A 20906-nucleotide genomic window follows, 5' to 3' on the forward strand; every position below is an offset into this window, starting at 1 on the left:
CGGGTGGAACGGGTCAGCCGACGGCGGCGCCGGCGACCGGGGTGTGAGTCAGTACCTGTGGTCCGTCCGCACCCATCAGGACGGCGTCACGGGTGAACACCGCACCCACCCCGGATTCCCACACGTAGCTGGTCAAGGCCAGCACGACGCCCTCTTCGAGGACATCCTGCTCGGCGGTGGCGCGCAGGCTCGGTGACACCACGGGCGGGTCGAATCCGAGCCCGAGGCCGTGCGCGACCGGAATGGCCGGCAGCGGTTCGCCCGCCAGCTGATACGCGTCGAGTAGCGCACTGGTCCGGTTCCCCGGGAGACAGGCGTCGATGAGCCTGCCCCACAGGTCATCCCGGCGCCGGAACAGCGCCGCTGCGGCATCGGTGGGCTCGCCGACATGAAACGTGCGTGCCACCTCGCCGACATAGCCGTCGGCCAGGACACCGGCCGACAGTGCGACCAGGTCGCCGTCGCGCACCCGTCCGTCGCCGGGGTCGCGTCGCCACGGGTGTTCCCTGGACGTCACCCACGCCGCGTCCTGGGTCGCCGGGGTGCTCACCCCGCCGGCGGCCTCGGCCTCCAGGATCACCCCGGCGAGATGCTGCTCGGTGGTACCCGCCCTGACCTCGGCAGCGCCCTTGGCCAGGCCCTGCTCGGCGACAGCCAGTGCGCGGCGCAGCGCCGTGATCTCTTCGGGCGTCTTGACCCGTCGGGCGGCCCGCATGGCGGGTTCGGCGTCGACCAGTTCGGCGTTGGGGAACACCATCGGCAGCAGCTTGGCGAACATCGGTGTGAGCGCGTCGGTTCCGACCCGCCGGGCGGTGTCGGCACCCTTCATCTTCGACATGATGCCCACCAGGGTCATCGGGTTCCAGGCGAACCCGTAGAGATTCTCGTGCGGGATCTCCTCGGGGATGCCCTCGTCCCAGGTGCTGTTCAGATGGATCTCCCCGGTGGCCCGGACGTACGAGCAGATCGGTCCGAAGGGCCGGGTGCCCACTACCCACAGCTGTGGCGCGCCGGAAATGTAGCGCACGTTGGCCTGGCGACCGAGGACCAGGATGTCCAGGTCGTGGGCCTCCATCTGCGCGATGGCGCGCTCCCGGCGGCTGACCCGCAGCGCGCGGCCGTCGGCCTCGATCTCAGTTCCCACCGGACACCTCGTACGGATCGTAGGGATATGCGGTCAGCGGCATCCAGCCGTCCTCGGTGACCACCACGATCTCCTCACCGCGGTAGCCGCCGGTGCCGTCCTCCCACACCACCGGTTCGAACACCAGCAACATGCCGGCCGGGAAGACGAAGTTGTCGTCCCATTCCTGGCCGAGATCAGTTCCGATCATCGGCATTTCGGCCGCGCTGGTGCCGATACCGTGGCCCAGATAGAAGTGCGGCAGCCAGGGTTTCGCACCGCCGGCGGCGGCCGTCGCCGCCCGCCCCAGATCACCGCAGCTGGCACCGGCCTTGGTCACCGACAGTACGGCGTCGACGATGGTGCGCCACTTGTCGAACTGTGCCTGCTGCGCCGCGGTCGGGTCCTGACCGACGATCCAAGTACGGCCGTGGTCGGAACAGTAGCCGTGGTAGGCGATGGACACATCGGTCCACAGCACATCCCCTCCGGCCACCTCACGTTCGGTGGTCAGCAACGGCAACGCGAGATCGCCGGTGGTGGTCCACGTTCCGGCGGCCTTCGAGGTGGGCATCACCTGCCAGATGGAATCGAACATGTTGGTGGTGGCGCCGAGTTCGAAGGTGCGCCGGACGAATTCGGCGGACAGATCGATCTGGCGCACCCCGGGGGCCAGCGACTTCTGGATCTCGGCGACGGCCTGTTCGGTGATCTGGCAGGCCCGCCGGATGCAGGCGATCTGGTCGATCGTCTTGACCAGTTTCGCCGCACCGATCACCGGGGCGGCATCCACCGGGGCGCTCGGGAACAGCGCACTGCCGGCCCGGCGCATCGAGCCGGTCAGCTCGTCGACCCCGATGGTCGCCCCGGCGGGCAGCAGGGCGGCGAGTAACTTCGCGAATTCGGTGACGCCCTCGTCGAATTCCAGATAGACGGGGCCGTTCAGGTGGTCGTCGGGCAGCCCGGACTCGCTCGCCGATCCCTCGCGGAACGGCAGGAACAGGTGCGGATGCGCGTCGCCGGCCAGCACGACCGCAACCGGCCGTTCGATATGCGACAGCCCGGCATCGGCCAGCGGCCAACTGATTCCGGTGGCGTACATGACGTTGCTGTTGCCCAGCAGCACCAGGGCGTCCACGCCCTGCTCGGCCATCGCCGCCTGCAGCCGCACGCTGACCTCGCGACGTAACCGGCCGAGATCGGGTTCGGCGGGGATGTCCAGCCAGCTGTATCCGGTCCGTGCGATCTGAGTGACCCCGGATTCCGTCGACGTCGTCATGACGTCAGACCGAGGAACTTCTGCACATTGGTCGACACGATCTTGACGGCCGCCTCCGGACCCACCGCGTCGACGACGGTCGCCAGGGACTTCTCCGAGTAGCCGAAGGTGGATTCGTTGTGCGGGTAGTCACTGGACCACATCACGTTGTCGACGCCGATATCGTCGATCAGCCGCAGGCCCAACGGGTCCACCATGAACGACGCGCTCATGTGGTGGTCCCAGTAGTGCCGCACCGGGTGCTGCAACTCGTGGTTGAACATGTGCCGGTAGGAGGCCAGCATGTGTTCGGCATCCTGCAGGGCGGTCGGCACCCAGGCGATACCGCCCTCGAACCAGCCGAGCCGCAGTGACGGGTGGCGGTCCAGGATGCCGGAGAACACGTACTTGGCGAACTGTTCGCGGAACGAGTCGACGTTGACCATCATGCCCACCACGACGCTGTTGTTCTGGCACGGGGTCTTGGGCGGGGTTTCGCCGATGTGGTGGCTGATCGGCAGGCCGGCGGCCTCGATCTCGTCCCACACGGCATCCATCTCGGTGCTGCCGTAGTCGTAGATGTTGCCCTCGTCATCCTTACCGGGATTCAAAGGCAGCAGGAAGGTCTTGAGGCCCAACGACTTGAGCTGCTCGAGCGTGCTGCGGGTCCCCTTGGGGTCCCACCAGTTGATCAGCCCGACTCCGTAGAAATGCCCGCCGGAGCTCTCCTGTAGTTCGGCCATCACCTCGTTGTAGATCCGGAAGACCCGCTCACGGATTCCCTTGTCCGGGTAGTGGAACAGTGCGAGCACCGCATTCGGGAACGCCAGCTCCTTGTCGATGCCGTCCTCTTTGAGCTCGCGGACGCGGGCCGCGATGTTGTTCGACGCCGCACCGGCCAGATCGTCGTACTGCATGAGGACCCGGCCGAAATCGCCGCCGGTCCAGGCCTTGCCCTTCATCCCGACCATATAGGCGCCGTCCTCGTACCAGATCCGCGGCGCGGCACCCTTGAGCTCCTCGGGGAAGCGGTCGTAGAAGATGTCATCGGCCACCGAGATGTGGTTGTCGGCGGAGAAGATCTCGGTTCCCTTGGGAAGCCCTGCCAGTCCGTCCTTGGAGGCGTGGCCTCGGCGGTTCTTGGGGGCGCCGAACCCCTCGGGCGGATACAGAGTGGCGGTTTGAGTCGACATTTTGGGTCTCCAATTGGGCTGTGGGAATGGAGTTCTAGGTGCGCTACCAGCGCACCGGAAGTTCGTAGACGCCGTAGGCCAGTCGGTCGTGCTTGAACGGGACCTCGTCGAAAGGAATTGCCAGCTCCATGGTCGGGATGCGCCGCAGCAGGGTGTGGAACACGATCTGCAGTTCGGCGCGGGCCAGCTGCTGGCCGACGCACTGGTGGCGGCCGTAGCCGAAGCCCAGCTGCTGGCCCGCCTCGCGGCTGAGGTCCAGTTTGTCGGGGTCCGGGTAGGCCTTGGCGTCCCAGTTGGCCGGGGCAAGGTCGATGATGACGCCCTCACCGGCCTTGATGGTCTCACCACTGATCTCGATATCCTCGATCGCGACGCGGCGCTGGCCGTTCTGGATGATCGACAGGTAGCGCATCAGCTCCTCGACCGCGTTGGCGATCACCTTGGGGTCGTTGGCATTACGCAGGAAGTCGGCCTGCTCGGGGTTCTCCAGCAGGGCCAGCACGCCGATGCCGATGACGTTGGCGGTGGTCTCGTGCCCGGCGATCAGCAGGCCGGTGCCCAGCTGGGCGGCCTCCTTGACGCTGATCTCGCCGGCGTTCACCCGCTCGGCCAGATCCGACACCGCATCCTCGGCGGGCTCGGACTGCTTCTTCTCGATCAGGTTGATCAGGTATTGGTGCAGGCTCATCGCGCCCTTCTGCATGGCGTCGGCCGCGGCGTAGCGGGCCAGACCGGCATTGGCGTGCTCCTGGAAGAACTCATGGTCCTCGTAAGGAACGCCGAGCATTTCGCTGATCACCACGGTGGGTACCGGGAGCGCGAGCTTGTCGACGATATCGGCGGGCTGGGGTCCGGCCAGGATCTCGTCGATGCACTCGTCGGTGATCTTCTGGATGACCGGGCGCAGCCCCTCGACACGGCGGAAGGTGAACGGTTTGGACAGCATCCGCCGAAACCGGGTGTGCTCCTCGGCATCGGCGGTGAACACCGAGCGCGGTCGCTTGTCGACGGTGGAGAGCATGTGTTCGTTCCAGTGCGGGAAGCCGTTCCGGCGGTCGTCGACACTGATCCGCTGATCGGCGAACAGGGCTCGGGCCTCTTCGTAGCCGGTGATCAACCATGGTGTGTCGCCGTTCCAGATCTTCACCCGGGACAGCCCTTTGGCGTTGCCGAGCATCTGTGGCGGCGGCGCGAACGGGCAGCGCAGATCACGCTCCATGGGATAGTCAGGAGTCTGGGTTTCGGTCAGCGCTTCGGTCATGGGCGGATATCTCATTCCTCGATGTCGATGGCAAGGGCTGGGCAGGCGGCCGCGGCGGCGCGGGCGTTGTCGGCCTGGTCGAGACCCGGGCTCGGTTCCAGCAGGACCACCACACCGTCCTCGTCGCGCTGGTCGAACACGTCCATGGCGTTCAGGACGCACTGTCCCGACGACACACATTTGTCCTGGTGCACGGAGACTTTCATGCGTCACCTTCGGTCACGGGTGCCAGCCAGAGCCCGACGATGGCATCGATCAGCCCGGCGCCGACAGCGCTCCACGGCCGCACCCGGGGCACGGAGGTCTGCGCCCGCTCCCGGTCGGCACAGCTGTGCATCAACAGGTTTCGGGCCATGATGTTGCGCTCATAGGTGATCTCGGCGGGCAGGTCGGGCAGCGCACGGTTGATCCCGTCGATGACCTGCACCAGCGATGGTGAGCTCAGCGCGTCCCGGACGACGATGCCGTGGTAAGCGGGATCGGTCATCGCCTGCGCGGCGAACCGGGCGTACCAGGTCTGCTCTCCCAGTTCGGCGAGATGGTCGGTGAGCGGCCGGACCAGGCACCGCACCCAGCCGCGCAGGTCGGTGTGCTCATCGGTGCGGTCCACCAGTCGCTCGCGGATCAGTTCGATCGGCTGACGATGACGCTGCTCGATGGCGCGCACCAGATCGGTCTTGGTGCCGAAGTGGTAGCCGACGGCGGCGTTGTTGCCCTGCCCGGCGGCCTCGCTCACCTGCCGGTTGGACACCGCGAAGACACCGTGTTCGGCATAGAGCCGTTCGGCGGCGGTCAGGATGGCCTCACGGGTGATACTGGCCCGCTCGGTCCGCAGAGGTCTGGCTGCGGTCACCGTTACAGTCAACGCCTCTCCTGTAATTAAGTCAAGCAGTTGATTTAATTCTCGCCCAATCGAACAAACGGGCCGAGAAGTGCGAGAAAAATCCGCCCGAACGTTCGTCTCGACGGTTGGTCAGCCCTTGCGGACGAGCACCTTGCCGGCCACCGTGCCGCCATCGATGGGCAGCACCGTTCCGGTCACGTAGCGCGACTTGTCGGTGGCGAAGTACAGGGCCGCCTCGGCGACGTCGTCGACGGTGCCCTCCCGCTTGAGTGGCCGGTCGTTGCGCATCTGGGCACGGATCTTGGCCTCGAACTCCTCGAGCCGTTCTCGGTCCTCCCCCGAGGCCGATTTCGCGACGATCGCGGTGCGGATGTTGCCGGGGGCGATCGCGTTGACCCGCACCTCATGGTGGGCCAGTTCGATCGCCGCGGACTTGGTGAACTGGATGACCGCGGCCTTGGAGGCGCGATAGGTCATCACCCCGCCGCCGGCCTGGATGCCGCCGATCGAGGTCAGGTTGATCACCGATCCGCCGCCGTGCTCGGCCATGTGCCGGGCGGCGTCGCGGGTGCCCGCCATCACCGCGCGGACATTGACACGCATCACCGCATCGAAATCGGCCAGATCGTCGTCGAGGAACCGACGATGCATGGTCCCCGATACCCCGGCGTTGTTGACCATGATGTGCAGCCCGCCGAATTCTTCGACGGCAGTGGCGATCAGCGTGGCGATCTGCGCGATATCGGTGACATCGGTGGTGACGAACCGGGTGGTGTCACCGAGTTCGGCCGCCAGGGCCTTACCGCGTTCGGCATCGACGTCACCGAAGACCACCCGGGCGCCCTCGGCCGCGAAGCGGCGCACCAGTCCCTCGCCGAGCCCGCCGGCGCCGCCGGTGATGACGGCGACCCTGCCATCCAGTTCCATGCTCATGGCGCACCTTTCAGGAAGTCCAACAGCACCTGCGCCACCGCGTCGGGTTGTTCGATCTGCGGGCAGTGCCCGGCGCCGTCGATCACCGCGGACGACCCGTCGGAGATCTGTGCAGCGATCTCTGCCGCCCATCCGGACGGTAGCAGTTTGTCGCCCGCACCCTCGACGATCAGGGCAGGGACGTCGATGCGCTCGTAGGCCCGCTGCGATGACGGCAGTGGCGGTGTCGGTGCCCCGGGCCGTCGGAATCTGGCTGCCGCCAGCGTCTCCCACGCCCCCGGCGCGATACTCGACTCGTAGCGGCGCTGCACGTAGGCATCGTCGGCGGCATAGGCCGGATCGAAGAACAAGGCGGTGACGATGCGGCGCATGGCCTCCGGTGTCGCGTCGTAGTCGTACAACGCGGCGGTGTGTTCGTTGCGCTGGATCTCGCCGCCACCGCAGATCGCCACCAGGCTGCGCACCGGCAACACGGAATTCTCGGAAGTCGTGTCGACCAGCAGGTTGATCGCGCCCATCGAGTTCCCGACGAAATGCGCGGGGCCGGTCCCCAGCACCTCACAGAACCGGGCGATATGCCGGATCCGCATCCCGCGGCCGTCGTTGAAATCGATCACCTTGGCGCTGCCGCCGAAGCCGAGCATGTCCGGTGCCAGCACCCGGTAGTGCGCGGACAAAGCGCCGATCAGCCGTTCCCAGCCCAGTTCGGCACTGACACCGAACTCGCCACCGTGCAACAGCACCACCGGATCACCGGCCCCGGCCTCCAGGTAGCTGGTGGTCAGTCCGTCGACGGTGATCGTCTTGCGCTCGAAACTCATTTGATCGCAATCGGACTGACGGGTGCACCGACGGCCCCGACCACCTTCAGCGGTGGCGCGATCAGCTGGAAGTCGTAGACCCCGTCGGCTCGGCAATCGGCGGCGATGCCGGTCAGATCCCAGTACTCCCCGAACATCAAGCCCATATCGCGCAGGCACAGCATGTGCATCGGCAGGAAGGTGCCCTCGACACCGTTCTCCGGATCCGGGTCCTCGACCATCAGGTTGTCGGCCGCCACCGCGGCCACCTCGTGATCGTGCAGCCAGGACGCACACGTCCAATCCAGCCCGGAACCAGCCTCCTGCCCGTCACCGGTGGACAGGAAGCGCGTCCACCACCCGGTGTGTACGACGACGATGTCACCGCTGCGGATCTGTACCCCCTGCTTGGCGGCGATATCGTCGAGTTCGGCGGGGGTGATCGGGTTTCCGGGCTGACAGAAGACCTCTTCACCGCGGTGGGCCACCACGTCGAGCAGCACCCCGCGCGACACGATGCCCTTGCCGTCGACGGTCTCGATACCGAGGTGACGCGCTCCGAAACTGGTCACCGAGTCCGCCGGGAACCCGTTGTAGAGCTTGTCCTCGTAGTAGACATGGGACAGCGCATCCCACTGGGTGGCGGCCTGCAGCGACATGGTGATCATGTCGTCGTTGAACCGGAAGATGTTGTCGACGAAGAACGAACTGAGTTCCTGTGCCACCGATTTGCGGGCCCATTCCGGGGCGTGTTTGACCAGTGTCTGGGCATCACCGCCGTCGACGGTCATCACGTGGATGGGGTTGAAGCGGAACTTGAACGCGCCCTGCGGGCCGTTGGATCCGAAGTCACCGCCCAGCGAGATGACCTTGCCCTTTTTCACCAGGGCGGCCGCCTCGGCGACCTTGTCGTCGGTGATGAGGTTGAGGGTGCCGAGTTCGTCGTCGTCACCCCAGCGGCCCCAGTTGCGCACATCGTCGGCGACCCGGCGGAAATCGGTCATGGTGGCCATCTAGTCACGTCCTTTCTGAGGCAGATCGGCCGTTCCCGACGGCAGTGTGGCGACGAACCGGTTGGCGACACTGCCGCCGTCCACCCAGATCACCTGGCCCGAAATGTAGCTTGCCGCCGGGCTGTTCAGAAAAGCCAGCACCGAGGCCTGCTCGATCGGTTCGCACACGTGCCCGAGCAGGGTCGGGAACGAGTCGAGGTAGTCCTGTCCGTAGGCCGAGCGCAGCTGATCGAGGATCGGCGTCTCGGTGACACCCGGCCCGGTGCAGTTGATCCTGATGCCACGCTCACCGAGGTCGAGCGCGCGTGTCATGCCGTAGAGGATGATCGCCTCCTTCGACAGCCGGTACCCGCCGTCGGCGAGTGCCTCCGGATGACTTTCGCACCAGTCGATTCCGTCCACCATCGACGTGGTCGACAGCAGCCCGGCGGTCACCGATGCGCTCTCGCGATAGTTGGCCGCGGCAAGTGAGGACACGTTGGCGATCGCCGAACCGGGCGCCATCCTGGGCAGCAGGGCCTCGGTGAAATGCCGCATGCCCAGGAAGTTGATCGTCACCACCAGCAGCGGTTTGCCGATGCCCGAGGACACCCCGGCCACGTTGAACAGCGCGTCGACCGGGCCCTCGATGCCCGCGACCGCAGCGTCGATGGAGCCGCTGTCGGCGAAGTCCACTTCGATGAAGTGATCCGGAAGCTGTTCCGGGCGACGCAGATCCAGCCCGGTGACATACGCCCCCAGGCCGCCCAGTTGTGCGGCGAGGTGCGCACCGATCCCGGACGCGCACCCCGTCACCACGACCCGGCGTCCGTCGTAACGCCAGAGTTCGCCACCCATGGTCAGCTTGCGGCCCCGCGCTGTTCCTTCTCCAGCTGCGCGGCCTTCACGCGACCTTCGTTGATCTCGGCCATCGCCTCGGGGATCTCGCCCGCGGTGAACTTACCACCGCGGCCGGTCGGCAGCCCACCGAAGGAGTAGGTCTCGTCGAACATCGGTGCGTCCCAGGACTGCCGGCGCGCCTCGACCTTCTCGATCACCGGCTCCAGGCGCTTGGCCTTGGCGGCCCGGGCCTTTTCGTCACGCTCGATGAACTCGGGCAGGATGTCCTTGCCCATGATCTCGATGGACTCCATGGTGCCCTCGTGGCTGCGCGGGTTGAGCAGCAGGATGATCTCGTCGACACCGCTGGCCTCATAACCGCGCAGGAACTCCCGCACCGTCTCCGGCCCACCGATGGCACCGCGGCCGGGACCGTAGGCGAGCGTCGGATCATCCTTGACGGCCTGCTCGTAGAGGTCCCACACGCCGGTGCGTCCGGGGGTGTGCATACCGGTCAGGTAGTAATGCATGATGCCGAACGAGAAGAACCCGCCGCCGATACCGAGCCGCTTGATCGCCTCATCGTCACTCTTGGCGACCATCATCGACAGATCCCCGCCGATGGCCAGGATGTTCGGGTTGATCGCCGGGGTGATCGGGGTGCCCTGCTCCTCGAAATCCCGGTAGTAGCCGTCCACCCGGTCCTTCAGTGCCTCCGGACCCGTGTAGGCAAAACTCAGTGCGCCGATGGCCTTCTGGGCGGCCATCTGTACCGACGAGGGCCGGGTACAGGCGACCCACACCGGCGGGTGCGGATCCTGCAGCGGCTTGGGGATGACGTTGCGGGCGGCCATCTCGACGTGCTCACCCTTGAAACCGGTGAATGGCGCCTCGGTCATACAGCGGATCGAGACCTCGAGGGCCTCCTCCCACATGGTGCGCTTATCGGCCGGGTCGATGTTGAACCCGCCGAGTTCGGCCACCGAGGAACCCTCGCCGGTGCCGAATTCGACACGGCCTCCTGAGATCAGGTCCAGGGTCGACACCCGCTCGGCGATGCGGGCCGGATGATTGATCGGGGGCGGCAGATGCATGACGCCGAAGCCGAGGCGAATGTCCTTGGTGCGCTGACTCGCCGCGGCCAGGAACATCTCCGGCGCCGTGGCGTGGCAGTACTCCTCCAGGAAGTGATGTTCGGTGAGCCAGACGGTGGAGAAGCCGGCCTTGTCGGCGGCCTCGACCTCGTCGAGGCCGTCGAGGAACATCTGGTGCTCGTCATCGTCGGACCACGGCCGCGGCAGCGCGAACTCGTAGAACAGCGAGATCTTCATGCGGTTACCTCTCTATTGGAGTTCTCAGAAATATGTTGTGCCGCAACGTAGCCGAACGTCATGGCTGGTCCGATGGTGGCGCCGGCCCCCGCATAACTGCGGCCCATGACCGCGGCCGAGGTGTTGCCGGTGGCATAGAGCCCGGCGATGACGGTGCCGTCGTCACGCAGCACCCGGGCGTGCTCGTCGGTGACCAGCCCGCCCGAGGTACCCAGATCACCGAGGATGATCTGAAAGGCCAGGTACGGCCCCTTGCCCAGCGGCGCCAGATTCGGATTGGGCAGAGTCTGGTCCCCGTAGTAGTTGTCGTAGGCACTGTCACCGCGATTGAAGTCGTCGTCATGGCCGGCCAGCGCCAGCGTGTTGAACCGGTCGGCGGTGGCGCGTAACCCCTGCGGCGGGACGCCGATCTGGGTGGCCAACTCCTCGAAGCTGTCGGCGGATTTCACGATGCCCGAATCCAGCCAGGCCTGCGGGATCTTCCGACCGGTCGGTACCGGGGCGAAGGGCACCTTCGGGATCGGCAGGTGGCCGCCGACGACGTAGCGGTGGAAGGATCCGATATCGGTGACCAGCCAGCACGGCACATGGGGTGAAGCCCTCTCCCCCTCGCTTCGCTCGTCCAGCCATCTGCGGTGCCCGTCGATCATGGCGTGCGCGAAGTCCATGTACGGGGCGGCCTCGTTGATGAAGCGCTCGCCCGCCCCGTTGACCACGAACTGTGCCGGCATCATCCGCTCGTTGAGCATGAACTGCAGTCGTCCGTCCGGCCAGCACATCGCCGGGAACCACCAGGCCTCATCCAGCAGATCGGTGGCCGCGCCGACCTTCTCACCGGCTCGGATACCGTCGCCCATCGACGCGGGGTTGCCGAAGCTCCAGTCCTTGTCCAGCAGCGGCAGGTACTGCCGCCGCCAGGTCATGTCATGGTCGAAACCGCCGGTGGCCAGCACGACACCGCCGCGGGCCGCGACGCGCAGCGATGTGCCGTCGCGCTCGACGACGGCGCCGACGACACGGCCGTCGACATCGGTGATCAGTTCGGTCATCGGCGCCGACAGCCACAGCGGGATGCCGTGCTCGGCGAGCGCGAGCCGCATCCGTGCCATCAGCGATTGGCCGATGGCCGCCATCCGGTCACCGAACACGTGTGCGCGGACCATCCGCCAGATCAGCTTGAGCAGCACAGCCTTGCCGCGCCAGTTCTGCCGCACCTGGTAGAACAACCGAAGATCCTTGGGGGCAAACCAGATCCCCTTCGGCGCGAGCGCCAGCGGCGCCAGCAGGTGCTGTTCCTCGGCGCCGAGCGTGCGCAGGTCGATCTCGGGCACGTTGATGGTGCTGCCCCGCTCCGACCCGCCCGGCAGCTCCGGGTAGTAGTCGGCATAACCGGGCTTCCAGACGAATTCGAACCAGTCGCTGGACCGTTCGAGAAAGTCCATCATCTGTGGGGCCACGTCGACGTAGGTACGCAACCGGGCGTCGCTGACCAGACCGTCGGTGATCGTCTTGAGGTACTCGAACACCCCGTCGGGATCCGGCGTGTATCCGGCGCGGCGTTGCGACGGCGCACCGGGAACCCAGATCCCACCACCGGACAATGCGGTGGAACCACCGAATTTGGCCGACTTCTCGATCACCAGGGTGTCCAGCCCGGCGGCGTCGGCCTTCAGCGCAGCCGTCATACCGCCACCGCCGGATCCGATCACCAGGACATCGACGGTGTGGTCGAAGCGATTGTCTGTCACGTGGGTACCGCCGTCCGGATCGCGTAGCCCGCGATCAGTTCTGGAGCGGCGCGGTAGTAGCGCTGCTCGGTCTGATAACCGCCATGGGCCGCCAGCGCGGCGAAGGCCGCCACCCAGGTGCGTACCTCGTGGGCCGAGTTGCCGGCCTCGGCGGCGATCCACTCGTTGCGCCAGCCATCGACCTCGGCCAACCGGTTGCCGTCGAGCAGATCCAGGAATGCCGCATCCCAGTCCGGGTTGAGCGGCTGCAACGGACTCTCGCCGTGCGCAAAGTCGTGTGCAGCGGCGATCACCGCCTGCTGTCGCGCCGCCCGGCCCTCCGGGGTCATCGGCGCGCCGCCGACGATCCGTTCCAGCGCCGCGGGTGGCGCGGTCGCCAGCGTCGGCACCGGCGGGTCGTGGGACAGGCCACCGGAACCCAGCAGCAGCACCCGCTTGTCGAGGCCGGACAGATACGCGCCGATGGCACTGCCCAGGGCCCGGACCCGCTTGAGCGGTCCGAGCGGGGTCGCCACCGAATTGATGAACACCGGCACGATCGGTGGGGTGTCGTCGCCGAAGAGGATGTCCAGCGGCTGCACCGTTCCGTGGTCGACATCCATTGCCGCCGAGAGGGATACGTCGACGTCGGAATCCCAGACCGCGGCGGCCATCGCCGCGGCGGTCTCGGCGGCCACCGGCAAGGGGCCGGACCGGGTGCCGTAATCGCCGACCCCGCTCGCGGCGGTACCGATGCAGAAGGGGGGCATCAGCCGGTAGAAGAAGCCGTTGTAGTGGTCCGGGGAGAACACCACGACGAGTTCCGGATCGAATTCTGCGACAAAGGCCTTGGCCCGTTCCAGCTGTGCGTGGATATCGTCGAGCAGCTCGGCTCCCGGCCCGGGCAGACTAAGCAGGGGGCTGTGCGACATGCAGCACAGGGCGATCTGGGACATCGATTTCACCTCCCTCGGTCAGCGCCAGCACCTCGAACAGTTTGCTGCTGGTCTCGTCCGACAACTGGGCGATGCACGCGGCAGCGATACACCGATCCGGTCGCAGGAACAGCACCGACTCGGCGTGCGCGTCGAAGAACTTCTTCAGCGCTCCGGTCCGGTCACCGACGACGGTCACATCGGGATCGTCGTGCCCGGTCCAGTGCAGTTGGGTGTTCGGCCGGGCCTCGATGAGATTGGCACCGAGCGCCTTCCATCGGGCGTGGGTCGCCTCGGAGAGCAGCGCGCGCGGATTGTTGTTCCACGCCAGCACCGCGAAACCGGTTCCCAGGACCTCGTCGAGCAGGATGTTCTGCACCGACCGGGTGTCGACATGCGGTTGGATGAACAGTGTGCCCACCGGCGGTACGGCTGAGCGAGATTCGGTGTGGACCACCGCACCGGTGTCGTAACGCGGCATCGGTTTGAACCGCATCTCCAGCACGTACCGCTTCAGGGTCGGCACCACCGACGCCGCACGGATGACCTTGTCGCGCAGGGCGGCCACCCGCCGGTCGGTCGGCGAGATGACCCTGCCGACCAGTGTGGACAGATCGATCATGGCGCGGGCGTGTTTGCGGCGCTCGGCGTCATAACTGTCCAGTAGTGCGTCACCGGTCGTCCCGTTGACCACCGCGGCCAGCTTCCAGCCGAGGTTCGCCGCATCGCGGATACCGCTGTTGTAGCCCTGGCCCTGCCAGACCGGCATCAGGTGGGCGGCATCACCACCGAGCAGCATCCGGCCCTTTCGGAAGGTGCCCGCGATCCGCGAATGATGTGTGTAGACGCGGTGCCGGATGATGTCCACCCGGTCGGGATGCGGTACGAACGGGGCCAGCATGCGCTGGATGAAGTCCGGCTGGTCGACCTGCTCGTCGGTCTCGTCGGCGTGGATCATGAACTCGAAGCGCCGGATCCCGTGTGCGATCGAGATCGACGCGTACGGCCGATCCGGGTCGGCACCGACCTCACTGTTGGGATGACCGAGCGGGTCGTTGGCCAGATCGACCACCAGCCAGCGGGTCGCCGAGGTGGTGCCCTCGAACGACACGCCCATCAGATGCCTTGTGGCGCTGCGCCCGCCGTCGCAGCCGACGACGTACCGGGCCCGGACGCTGCCGGGTTCACCGGCGGTCAGCAGATCCACCGTCACACTGTCGTCATCGGGGGTGCAGTTCTCCATCCGGGTACTCCAGCGCACCTGCACCTGCTCGAAGCGCTGCAATCCGCGGAGCAACTCGGCATCCACGAGGGGCTGGACGAACCCGTTGCGCTTGGGCCAACCGAATCGGGCGTCCGGTGGCGCCATCTCGGCGAGCAGGCCGCGTTTGGCGTCGTAGAACCGCAGGATCTGGTTGGGCACCGTATGCGGCAGGATCTCCTCGACCAGTCCGATCGATTGGAAGGTCCGCAACGACTCGTCGTCGAGCCCCACCCCGCGGGGATAGTCGATCAGGGTGTCGCGGTCCTCCACAACCAACGTCGAAACACCCTGCAGTCCCAGGATGTTGGCCAGTGTCAGACCGACAGGCCCGGCCCCGACGATGAGGACGTCGACGTCTGCGGTCATGACCGCCCCAGCAGGAAGTCGATGTGCAACTGGTTGAAGGTCTTTGGATCCTCGTACTGGGGCCAGTGGCCGCAGTCGGGCATCACCTCGAACCGCGCCCCGGGGATCATCTCCGAGATACGCCGACCCTCGCTGACATCGGCGGTCGGGTCGTCGCTGGTCCAGAGCACCAGCGTCGGCGCGGTGATCGCGCCGTATTCCCTGGGCCCCAGCAGGTTACGGGCACGGATCTCCGGATCCTGCAGGGCCATGATATCGCTCATCGCCGCGACGAATCCGGGCTGCTGGTAGACCTTCTGCCGGCTCGCGACGATATCGTCGTACCCCTTCGACTTGTCGGCCATCAGCCATTTGATCCGGGCCTGCACGGTGTCCCAGTCGGGGTTCTCGGCCGCTGCCATGGACAGCGTGATGATGCGCTTCATCACCTCGGGATCGGCTTGCGAGCCACCCGCGGTGTTGAGCACCAGGCGTTCGATACGGTCCCCGTGGTCGGATGCCGCCCGCGCGGCGACCCATCCCCCGAGCGACTCACCGGACAGATGCACCCGGTCGGCGCCGATCGCATCGAACACCGCGAGTAGGTGGTCGACATAGTGCGCGACCTCCAGTGGGTGGCCCGGCTTGTCGGTATATCCGTGGCCCAGCATGTCGATCGACCAGGTGGAGAAGTGCTCGGCGTGCGCCTCCAGGTTGCGCACATACGCCTCGGCATGCCCGCCCGATCCGTGCAACAACACCAGGGCGGGCTTGTCCCGATCACCGGCGTGCAGATAGCGGGTCCGCACCCCGCCGGCTATGAGGTATCCCTGCGAGAACCCCACACCCTGCAGGTCGCTCCAGACGCTTTCGTGCACCGGCGTCACTGCCATGCCTCTCCTCACCGAACCAGACCAGCGGAAATATGATTCTCGCTTTAGGGCAATCATCTGTGCTAAAATCGCACATTAATGTGCACTATCTATAGAGCATCACTCTCACGATGACGTCTGTCAAGGGACTTGGCCCCGGCGCCCAGCGCGAATTGACCGACCGCTCCCCGGCCGGCTCACAGACCCTCGCCAGGGGCCTGTCCGCACTCCAAGCCGTCAGCAGCGCACCGTCGGGCGTCACCGCGGCCGAGGTCGCCGATTACGTTGGCGTGCACCGGACAATCGCCTACCGACTGTTGAGCACGCTGGCGCAGGCCCGGTTCATCACCAAGGGTCAGGACGGCAAGTATCGACCCGCCGCCGCACTCGCCGTGCTCGGCGCATCCTTCGACAACAACGTGCGCCAACTCGCGGTGCCGACCCTGCGCCTGCTGGCCGACGATCTGGGCACCACAGTGTCACTGCTCGTCGCCGAGGGTGATCAACAGGTTGCGATCGCGGTGATCGTGCCGACGCTGGTGTTCTACCAACTGTCCTTTCACGAGGGCAGTCGACACCCCCTGGAACGCGGGGCCGCGGGCATCGCGCTGCTGGCCAGCATGCCCGCCCGTCCCGGCGAACGTGACCTGGTCCGCCAAGCGCGCGAGCAGGGTTGGGTCATCACCCATGGGGAGATCGAACCGGACACCTATGGCCTGGCCGTCCCGGTCCGGCGCCGCGCTCCGTCGCCACCGACCTGCATCAATCTCATCTCGCATCGCGAGGATGTCGTGATCAAGGGCCGCGACGCCGTCATCGCCGCGGCCAAGCAACTGTCCGAGATTCTCGGCTGAACATCTGAAAGGACTGAGCCCGTGCCTGATTCATGGGACCGCGAGGTCGACGTCGTCGTACTCGGCAGCGGCGGAGCCGGCCTGTCGGCCGCACTCACCGCAGCGAGCAACGGGGCGAGTGTCGCCCTCTACGAGAAGGCCGACACCGTCGGCGGCACCACCGCGGTGTCCGGCGGTATCGTCTGGATCCCCGCGCACGGTCGGCTCGCCGGCGCCGAACTGTCGGTCGAAGATGCGCTCAAATACCTTGAAGCACAATCGCTCGGGGCCATGGACCGCGATCTGGTCGAGACCTTCGTGCGCACCGGCCCGGCCATGCTGGACCATCTGGAACAACACAGCGACCTGCGTTTCGAGATCGCCGAAGGATTCCCCGACTACAAACCCGAGCTGCCCGGCGGCCGCCCCGGCGGCGGACGTTCGCTCAACGCCAAACCGTTCGACCTGGCCGCCCTCGGCCCCTGGCATGACCGCATCACCGCTTTCCCGGTCGACTTCAGCAATGTCGGCATCGATGCCGAGACCAGGGCGCGCATCCACGCCGCCGTCGACGATCTGGACGGCGACTACTGCGTGGCCGGTACCGCGCTGATCGCGGGCCTGCTCAAAGGTCTGCTCGACCTGGGCATCGAACCGGTCACCGGTGCCCGCGCCGTCGAACTTTACGGATCGGCCGAGGGCATCACCGGCGTGCGGATCCAGCACGGCGGCAGGGATATCCGCGTGCGCGCCGACAAAGCCGTCATCCTGGGTACCGGCGGTTTCGAATGGGACCCGCAACTGGTGGAGGCCTATCTGCGGGGACCGATGCGCGGGCCGGTGTCACCGCCCAACAACACCGGCGACGGACTGCGGATGGCGATGGCCCACGGCGCCGATCTGGCCAATATGGGCGAGGCGTGGTGGGTGCCGATCGTGCAAATTCCGGGCGACACCCTCGGCGGGCAGCCACGCAGTCGCAGTGTCCGACTGGAGCGCACCCGGCCGCGCAGCATCATCGTCAACCGCGCCGGTAAACGCTTCCTCAACGAGGCCGGCGAGTACAACTCGATGGCCGGCCCGTTCCATCACCTGGACCCGCGCGCCGGTTACCTCAACGACCCGGCCTGGATCGTGTTCGACGATCAGCACCTCAAGCGGTACGGCTTCCTGGGCATCGAACCGGGCGGCGAGGCGCCGGACTGGTTCCACAGGTCCGCGACCCTGGCGGATCTCGCCGAGACGCTCGGGATCGACGCCGAGGGATTACGCCGGACCATCGACCAGTGGAACGCCAGTGTCGAGCACGAGCAGGATCCCGATTTCGGCCGCGGCGCTAGCGCATACGACGGGTACTGGGGTGATCCGTCGGCGACGTCGCCGGCGCTGCAGACGCTCGGCCCGCTCGACACCGCGCCGTTCTATGCGGTGCCGGTGGCCATCGGGGCGATGGGCACCAAGGGCGGTCCGCGCACCGACCGCGACGGTCGGGTGCTGCACGTCAACGGTCAGCCGATTCCGGGACTCTTCGCGGCCGGGAACGCGATGGCCGGGGTGACCGGTAAGGCCTACGGCGGGGCGGGCGGCACGCTCGGCCCGGCGATGACCTTTGGCTACCGCAGTGGGTACACCGCCGCAACCGGCGAATCCGCCCCCACCCCATAGCGATTTGTGGAGTCGTACCCGTAACGACTACGGGTACGACTCCACAAATCGCAAGGGAAAGACTAGGGCTGGTCCTTGACCGCCGGTTCCGGTGGGCCTGCGGTGCGCCAGTCCAGCAGGCCATCCTCGGCCAGCCCCACCGGGAACTTGTTCTCGTGCACCTGCGACCAATGGCTGTGGTTGAGCTGATGCATGGTGAAGCAGGCGTTCAGCGAGTTGTAGAACCCCTGGTTGTCCTGGGTCTGGTTCACCGATTCCTTGATCAGCAGCGCCGCCATGGTCGGCACCTGAGCAATCCGCCGGGCGAACTCGACGGTCTTGTCGGCGAGCTCGTCGGCCGGGAAAATCTTGGAGACCATGCCGAGCGCATGCCCCTCCTCGACCGAGAGGGTGTCACCGGTGAGCATCAGCTCCTTGGTCTTGCGGGCACCGAATTCCCATGGATGCGCAAAGTATTCGACGCCGCACATTCCGAGCCGGGTGCCGACGACATCGGTGAACCGGGTGCCCTCCGCGGCGACGATCAGGTCGCAGGACCACATCAGCATCAACGCCGCGGCGTAGACGTCGCCGTGTACCGAGGCGATGGTGATCTTGCGCAGATTGCGCCAGCGCAAGGTGTTCTGAAAGTAGTGATGCCACTCCTGCAGCATCAGCTTCTCCGCACCGTCGCGGGTTCCGCCGTTCACGGCGAAGCTCGGATGCTGATTCGGCCCGGGTGAGTACTCGCCGATCTGCACCTTCGACCCGACGTCGTGACCGGCCGAGAACATCGGCCCGTGCCCGCCGAGGATCACGACGCGCACCGTGTCATCGGCCTCGGCGCGCAGGAAGGCCTCGTGTAGCTCGACGAGCATGCCGCGGTTCTGTGCGTTCCTGGCCTCCGGCCGGTTCAGCATGATCCGGGCGATGGTGCCCTCGTCCAGGGTTTCGTAGGTGACGAAGCGGTACTCAGAATCATCAGCAGACATGAGTGGGACTCTATTCCTATGAGAATGCCGTTACCGTGCGGCCCCTGATATCCCGCGAGCTGGGGGCACCTCCCGTTCGCCGGAAGGGATTACAACGACAAGATGGTCGCCGAGGCGGTCCCCGGCGCGCCGTACACCTGCGCCAGGCCGACCCGCGGGTTCCCGGGGACCTGCCGCTCCCCCGCCTCGCCGCGCAACTGCCGGACCAGCTCGTGCATCTGCCGCAGCCCGGACGCACCGATCGGCTCGCCGTTGGCGATCAGCCCGCCGTCGGTGTTGACCGGAATGGAACCACTGATCTCGGTGGCCCCGTCGAGCAGCATCTTCTCCTGCTCACCATCGGCGCACAGCCCGGTCTCGGCCATGTGGATGACCTCGGCGCCGGCATCGGTGTCCTGCAGCTGCGCGATGTCGACATCCTCGGGCCCGACTCCGGCGGCCTCGTAGGCGGCCTTGGCGGCGAACACCGTCGGGGAGGGATCCTCGTCCAGCGGCGCCGACGTGGCGTGCACCTCGTAGGCACCGAAGGTGCGGGTGCGAATCTCACTGGCCCGCACGTAGACCGGCTTGTCGGTGTACTTGTGCGCGATATCGGCCCGGCACATGATCACCGCGGCCGCACCCTCGTCGGGCGCACAGAACATGTACTGCCGCAACGGGTAGTTGAGCACCGGTGACGCCATGATCTCCTCGACGGAGATCTCCTTGCGGCGGAACGCGTTCGGGTTCAGTTCGCCATTGCGGAAGTTCTTGTTCGCGACGCGCGCCAGCGTCTCCTCGGAGATGCCGTGTTTGTGGATGTAGTGGTTGGCCTTCATCCCGAAGAACTTCGTGGTGACGAACTGGCCGTTGTTGGCGTACCACTGCGGCAGCGCCAGCTTGGCCGGGTCGTCGGTGAAGGCACCGCGCGGATGCTTGTCCAGGCCGACGGCCACACCGATGTCGTACTTGCCCAGCCGGATGGTGTCGGCGGTCTGCTGAATGGCCGACGCCGAGGTGGCACAGGCGTTGAAGACGTTGGTGAAGGTGATCCCGGTCAAGCCGACCAACCGGGTCACCGAGTCGGGGTTGGAGACCTCATAACTGCCGCCGAAGCCGAACTGGATGTCCTTCCATTCGACTCCGGCATCAGCCAGGGCCAACCGGATGGCCTCGGCGCCCATCTGCACGGCCGGCTTGTCGAAGCGCCCGAAGGGATGCAGGCCGACACCGATGATCGCGACGTCATTGCTCATCTGAGTTGCTCCTCTAGCTAGACCGGCTGGAAGGCGAAGGTGACGATCTCGTTGCCGTCAGCATCGGTGGTGAACGGGATCATGGTGAGCTCGACCTCCTGGCCGAAGACCAGCTTGGCCGGGTCGTTCTCGGTGAGGCGCCCTTCGACCCGGATCTCATCGCCGAGTTGGACCAACCCGACACCGAACGGCACGAAGTCCTTGCCGGTGGATCCCGAGTACGGCGCCCCGGGCGGGAAACCCTGCGTCGTCCAGGCGATCACGGTGCCACGCCGTGGCAGCAACACCTCCGACACGTCGGCGCCGCTGCACTTCGGGCAGTGATCCTGCGCCGGAAACGCAGTCGCCGCACAGGTGCCGCATCGACTGCCGATGAGCTGCGGGTTCTCATCGGGCCAGGTGGAGATTTCGGGGGCAAGCGCCTTCTGCATCGGGCTCCTCGGCTACCGGCGGAAGAATTCATTAACGAATTCGTACAGTAGCA

20 protein-coding genes are annotated in these 20906 nt (G+C 66.4%); 2 read left to right on the plus strand and 18 right to left on the minus strand.

Features of this window, described 5'->3' with window-relative positions:
- Positions 1–13: 13 nt before the first annotated feature.
- From ACLBYA_RS20335 to ACLBYA_RS20405, 15 genes are all read right to left on the minus strand, one after another.
- Positions 14–1144 carry a M24 family metallopeptidase gene (locus ACLBYA_RS20335; RefSeq protein ID WP_447711241.1) on the minus strand — a complete coding sequence of 377 codons (1131 nt, stop codon included), beginning with the start codon at positions 1142–1144 and terminating at the stop codon, positions 14–16.
- The gene (locus ACLBYA_RS20340; protein ID WP_447711242.1) at positions 1134–2402 is read right to left on the minus strand and encodes a M24 family metallopeptidase; all 1269 of its coding nucleotides are present in this window, start codon (positions 2400–2402) and stop codon (positions 1134–1136) included. The genes ACLBYA_RS20335 and ACLBYA_RS20340 overlap by 11 nt, the downstream gene beginning before the upstream one ends.
- Entirely contained in the window at positions 2399–3574 is a 1176-nt protein-coding gene (locus tag ACLBYA_RS20345) for an amidohydrolase family protein (RefSeq protein WP_447711243.1), read from the minus strand. The genes ACLBYA_RS20340 and ACLBYA_RS20345 overlap by 4 nt, the downstream gene beginning before the upstream one ends.
- 43 nt (positions 3575–3617) lie before the next feature.
- Positions 3618–4835, minus strand: a complete 1218-nt coding sequence (locus ACLBYA_RS20350) for a cytochrome P450 (protein WP_447711244.1) — start codon at positions 4833–4835, stop codon at positions 3618–3620.
- 11 nt (positions 4836–4846) lie between these two features.
- The gene (locus tag ACLBYA_RS20355; protein ID WP_447711245.1) at positions 4847–5041 is read right to left on the minus strand and encodes a ferredoxin; all 195 of its coding nucleotides are present in this window, start codon (positions 5039–5041) and stop codon (positions 4847–4849) included.
- Entirely contained in the window at positions 5038–5688 is a 651-nt protein-coding gene (locus ACLBYA_RS20360; protein ID WP_447711246.1) for a TetR/AcrR family transcriptional regulator, read from the minus strand. Before ACLBYA_RS20360 ends, ACLBYA_RS20355 begins: the two co-directional genes overlap by 4 nt.
- 120 nt (positions 5689–5808) lie before the next feature.
- Positions 5809–6612 (minus strand): SDR family NAD(P)-dependent oxidoreductase, encoded by an 804-nt coding sequence (locus ACLBYA_RS20365; protein WP_447711247.1) that lies wholly within the window; start codon positions 6610–6612, stop codon positions 5809–5811.
- A complete protein-coding gene (locus ACLBYA_RS20370) occupies positions 6609–7433 on the minus strand; it encodes an alpha/beta fold hydrolase (protein WP_447711248.1) in 825 nt (274 codons plus the stop codon). Before ACLBYA_RS20370 ends, ACLBYA_RS20365 begins: the two co-directional genes overlap by 4 nt.
- The gene (locus ACLBYA_RS20375) at positions 7430–8416 is read right to left on the minus strand and encodes a cyclase family protein (RefSeq protein ID WP_447711320.1); all 987 of its coding nucleotides are present in this window, start codon (positions 8414–8416) and stop codon (positions 7430–7432) included. Before ACLBYA_RS20375 ends, ACLBYA_RS20370 begins: the two co-directional genes overlap by 4 nt.
- A 9-nt stretch (positions 8417–8425) precedes the next feature.
- The gene (locus tag ACLBYA_RS20380; RefSeq protein WP_447711249.1) at positions 8426–9262 is read right to left on the minus strand and encodes a coniferyl-alcohol dehydrogenase; all 837 of its coding nucleotides are present in this window, start codon (positions 9260–9262) and stop codon (positions 8426–8428) included.
- Between the two features lie 2 nt (positions 9263–9264).
- Positions 9265–10575: an LLM class flavin-dependent oxidoreductase gene (locus ACLBYA_RS20385; protein WP_447711250.1), complete on the minus strand. Its 1311-nt coding sequence runs from the start codon at positions 10573–10575 to the stop codon at positions 9265–9267.
- Positions 10572–12323, minus strand: a complete 1752-nt coding sequence (locus tag ACLBYA_RS20390) for an FAD-binding protein (protein ID WP_447711251.1) — start codon at positions 12321–12323, stop codon at positions 10572–10574. The genes ACLBYA_RS20385 and ACLBYA_RS20390 overlap by 4 nt, the downstream gene beginning before the upstream one ends.
- Positions 12320–13258, minus strand: coding sequence for a 3-carboxyethylcatechol 2,3-dioxygenase (locus ACLBYA_RS20395; protein WP_447711252.1), 939 nt, complete (start codon positions 13256–13258; stop codon positions 12320–12322). The genes ACLBYA_RS20390 and ACLBYA_RS20395 overlap by 4 nt, the downstream gene beginning before the upstream one ends.
- The gene (locus ACLBYA_RS20400) at positions 13212–14867 is read right to left on the minus strand and encodes a bifunctional 3-(3-hydroxy-phenyl)propionate/3-hydroxycinnamic acid hydroxylase (RefSeq protein ID WP_447711253.1); all 1656 of its coding nucleotides are present in this window, start codon (positions 14865–14867) and stop codon (positions 13212–13214) included. The genes ACLBYA_RS20395 and ACLBYA_RS20400 overlap by 47 nt, the downstream gene beginning before the upstream one ends.
- Entirely contained in the window at positions 14864–15739 is an 876-nt protein-coding gene (locus tag ACLBYA_RS20405) for an alpha/beta fold hydrolase (RefSeq protein ID WP_447711254.1), read from the minus strand. Before ACLBYA_RS20405 ends, ACLBYA_RS20400 begins: the two co-directional genes overlap by 4 nt.
- A gap of 110 nt (positions 15740–15849) precedes the next feature.
- Here ACLBYA_RS20405 and ACLBYA_RS20410 point away from each other — a divergent pair, with 110 nt between their 5' ends.
- Positions 15850–16572: an IclR family transcriptional regulator gene (locus ACLBYA_RS20410; RefSeq protein WP_447711255.1), complete on the plus strand. Its 723-nt coding sequence runs from the start codon at positions 15850–15852 to the stop codon at positions 16570–16572.
- A 21-nt stretch (positions 16573–16593) separates the two neighbouring features.
- Positions 16594–18216 (plus strand): FAD-dependent oxidoreductase, encoded by a 1623-nt coding sequence (locus ACLBYA_RS20415; RefSeq protein ID WP_447711256.1) that lies wholly within the window; start codon positions 16594–16596, stop codon positions 18214–18216.
- A gap of 62 nt (positions 18217–18278) precedes the next feature.
- Here the strand turns inward: ACLBYA_RS20415 and ACLBYA_RS20420 are convergent, their stop codons facing one another.
- The 3 genes from ACLBYA_RS20420 to ACLBYA_RS20430 all read right to left on the minus strand — a co-directional run bounded on the left by ACLBYA_RS20420 (position 18279) and on the right by ACLBYA_RS20430 (position 20853).
- Positions 18279–19187: an enoyl-CoA hydratase gene (locus ACLBYA_RS20420; protein ID WP_447711257.1), complete on the minus strand. Its 909-nt coding sequence runs from the start codon at positions 19185–19187 to the stop codon at positions 18279–18281.
- Between the two features lie 89 nt (positions 19188–19276).
- Positions 19277–20422, minus strand: a complete 1146-nt coding sequence (locus ACLBYA_RS20425) for a thiolase family protein (protein WP_447711258.1) — start codon at positions 20420–20422, stop codon at positions 19277–19279.
- A gap of 17 nt (positions 20423–20439) precedes the next feature.
- Positions 20440–20853 carry a Zn-ribbon domain-containing OB-fold protein gene (locus ACLBYA_RS20430; RefSeq protein WP_447711259.1) on the minus strand — a complete coding sequence of 138 codons (414 nt, stop codon included), beginning with the start codon at positions 20851–20853 and terminating at the stop codon, positions 20440–20442.
- Positions 20854–20906 lie beyond the last annotated feature (53 nt).

The organism is Mycobacterium sp. C31M, assembly GCF_053345865.1.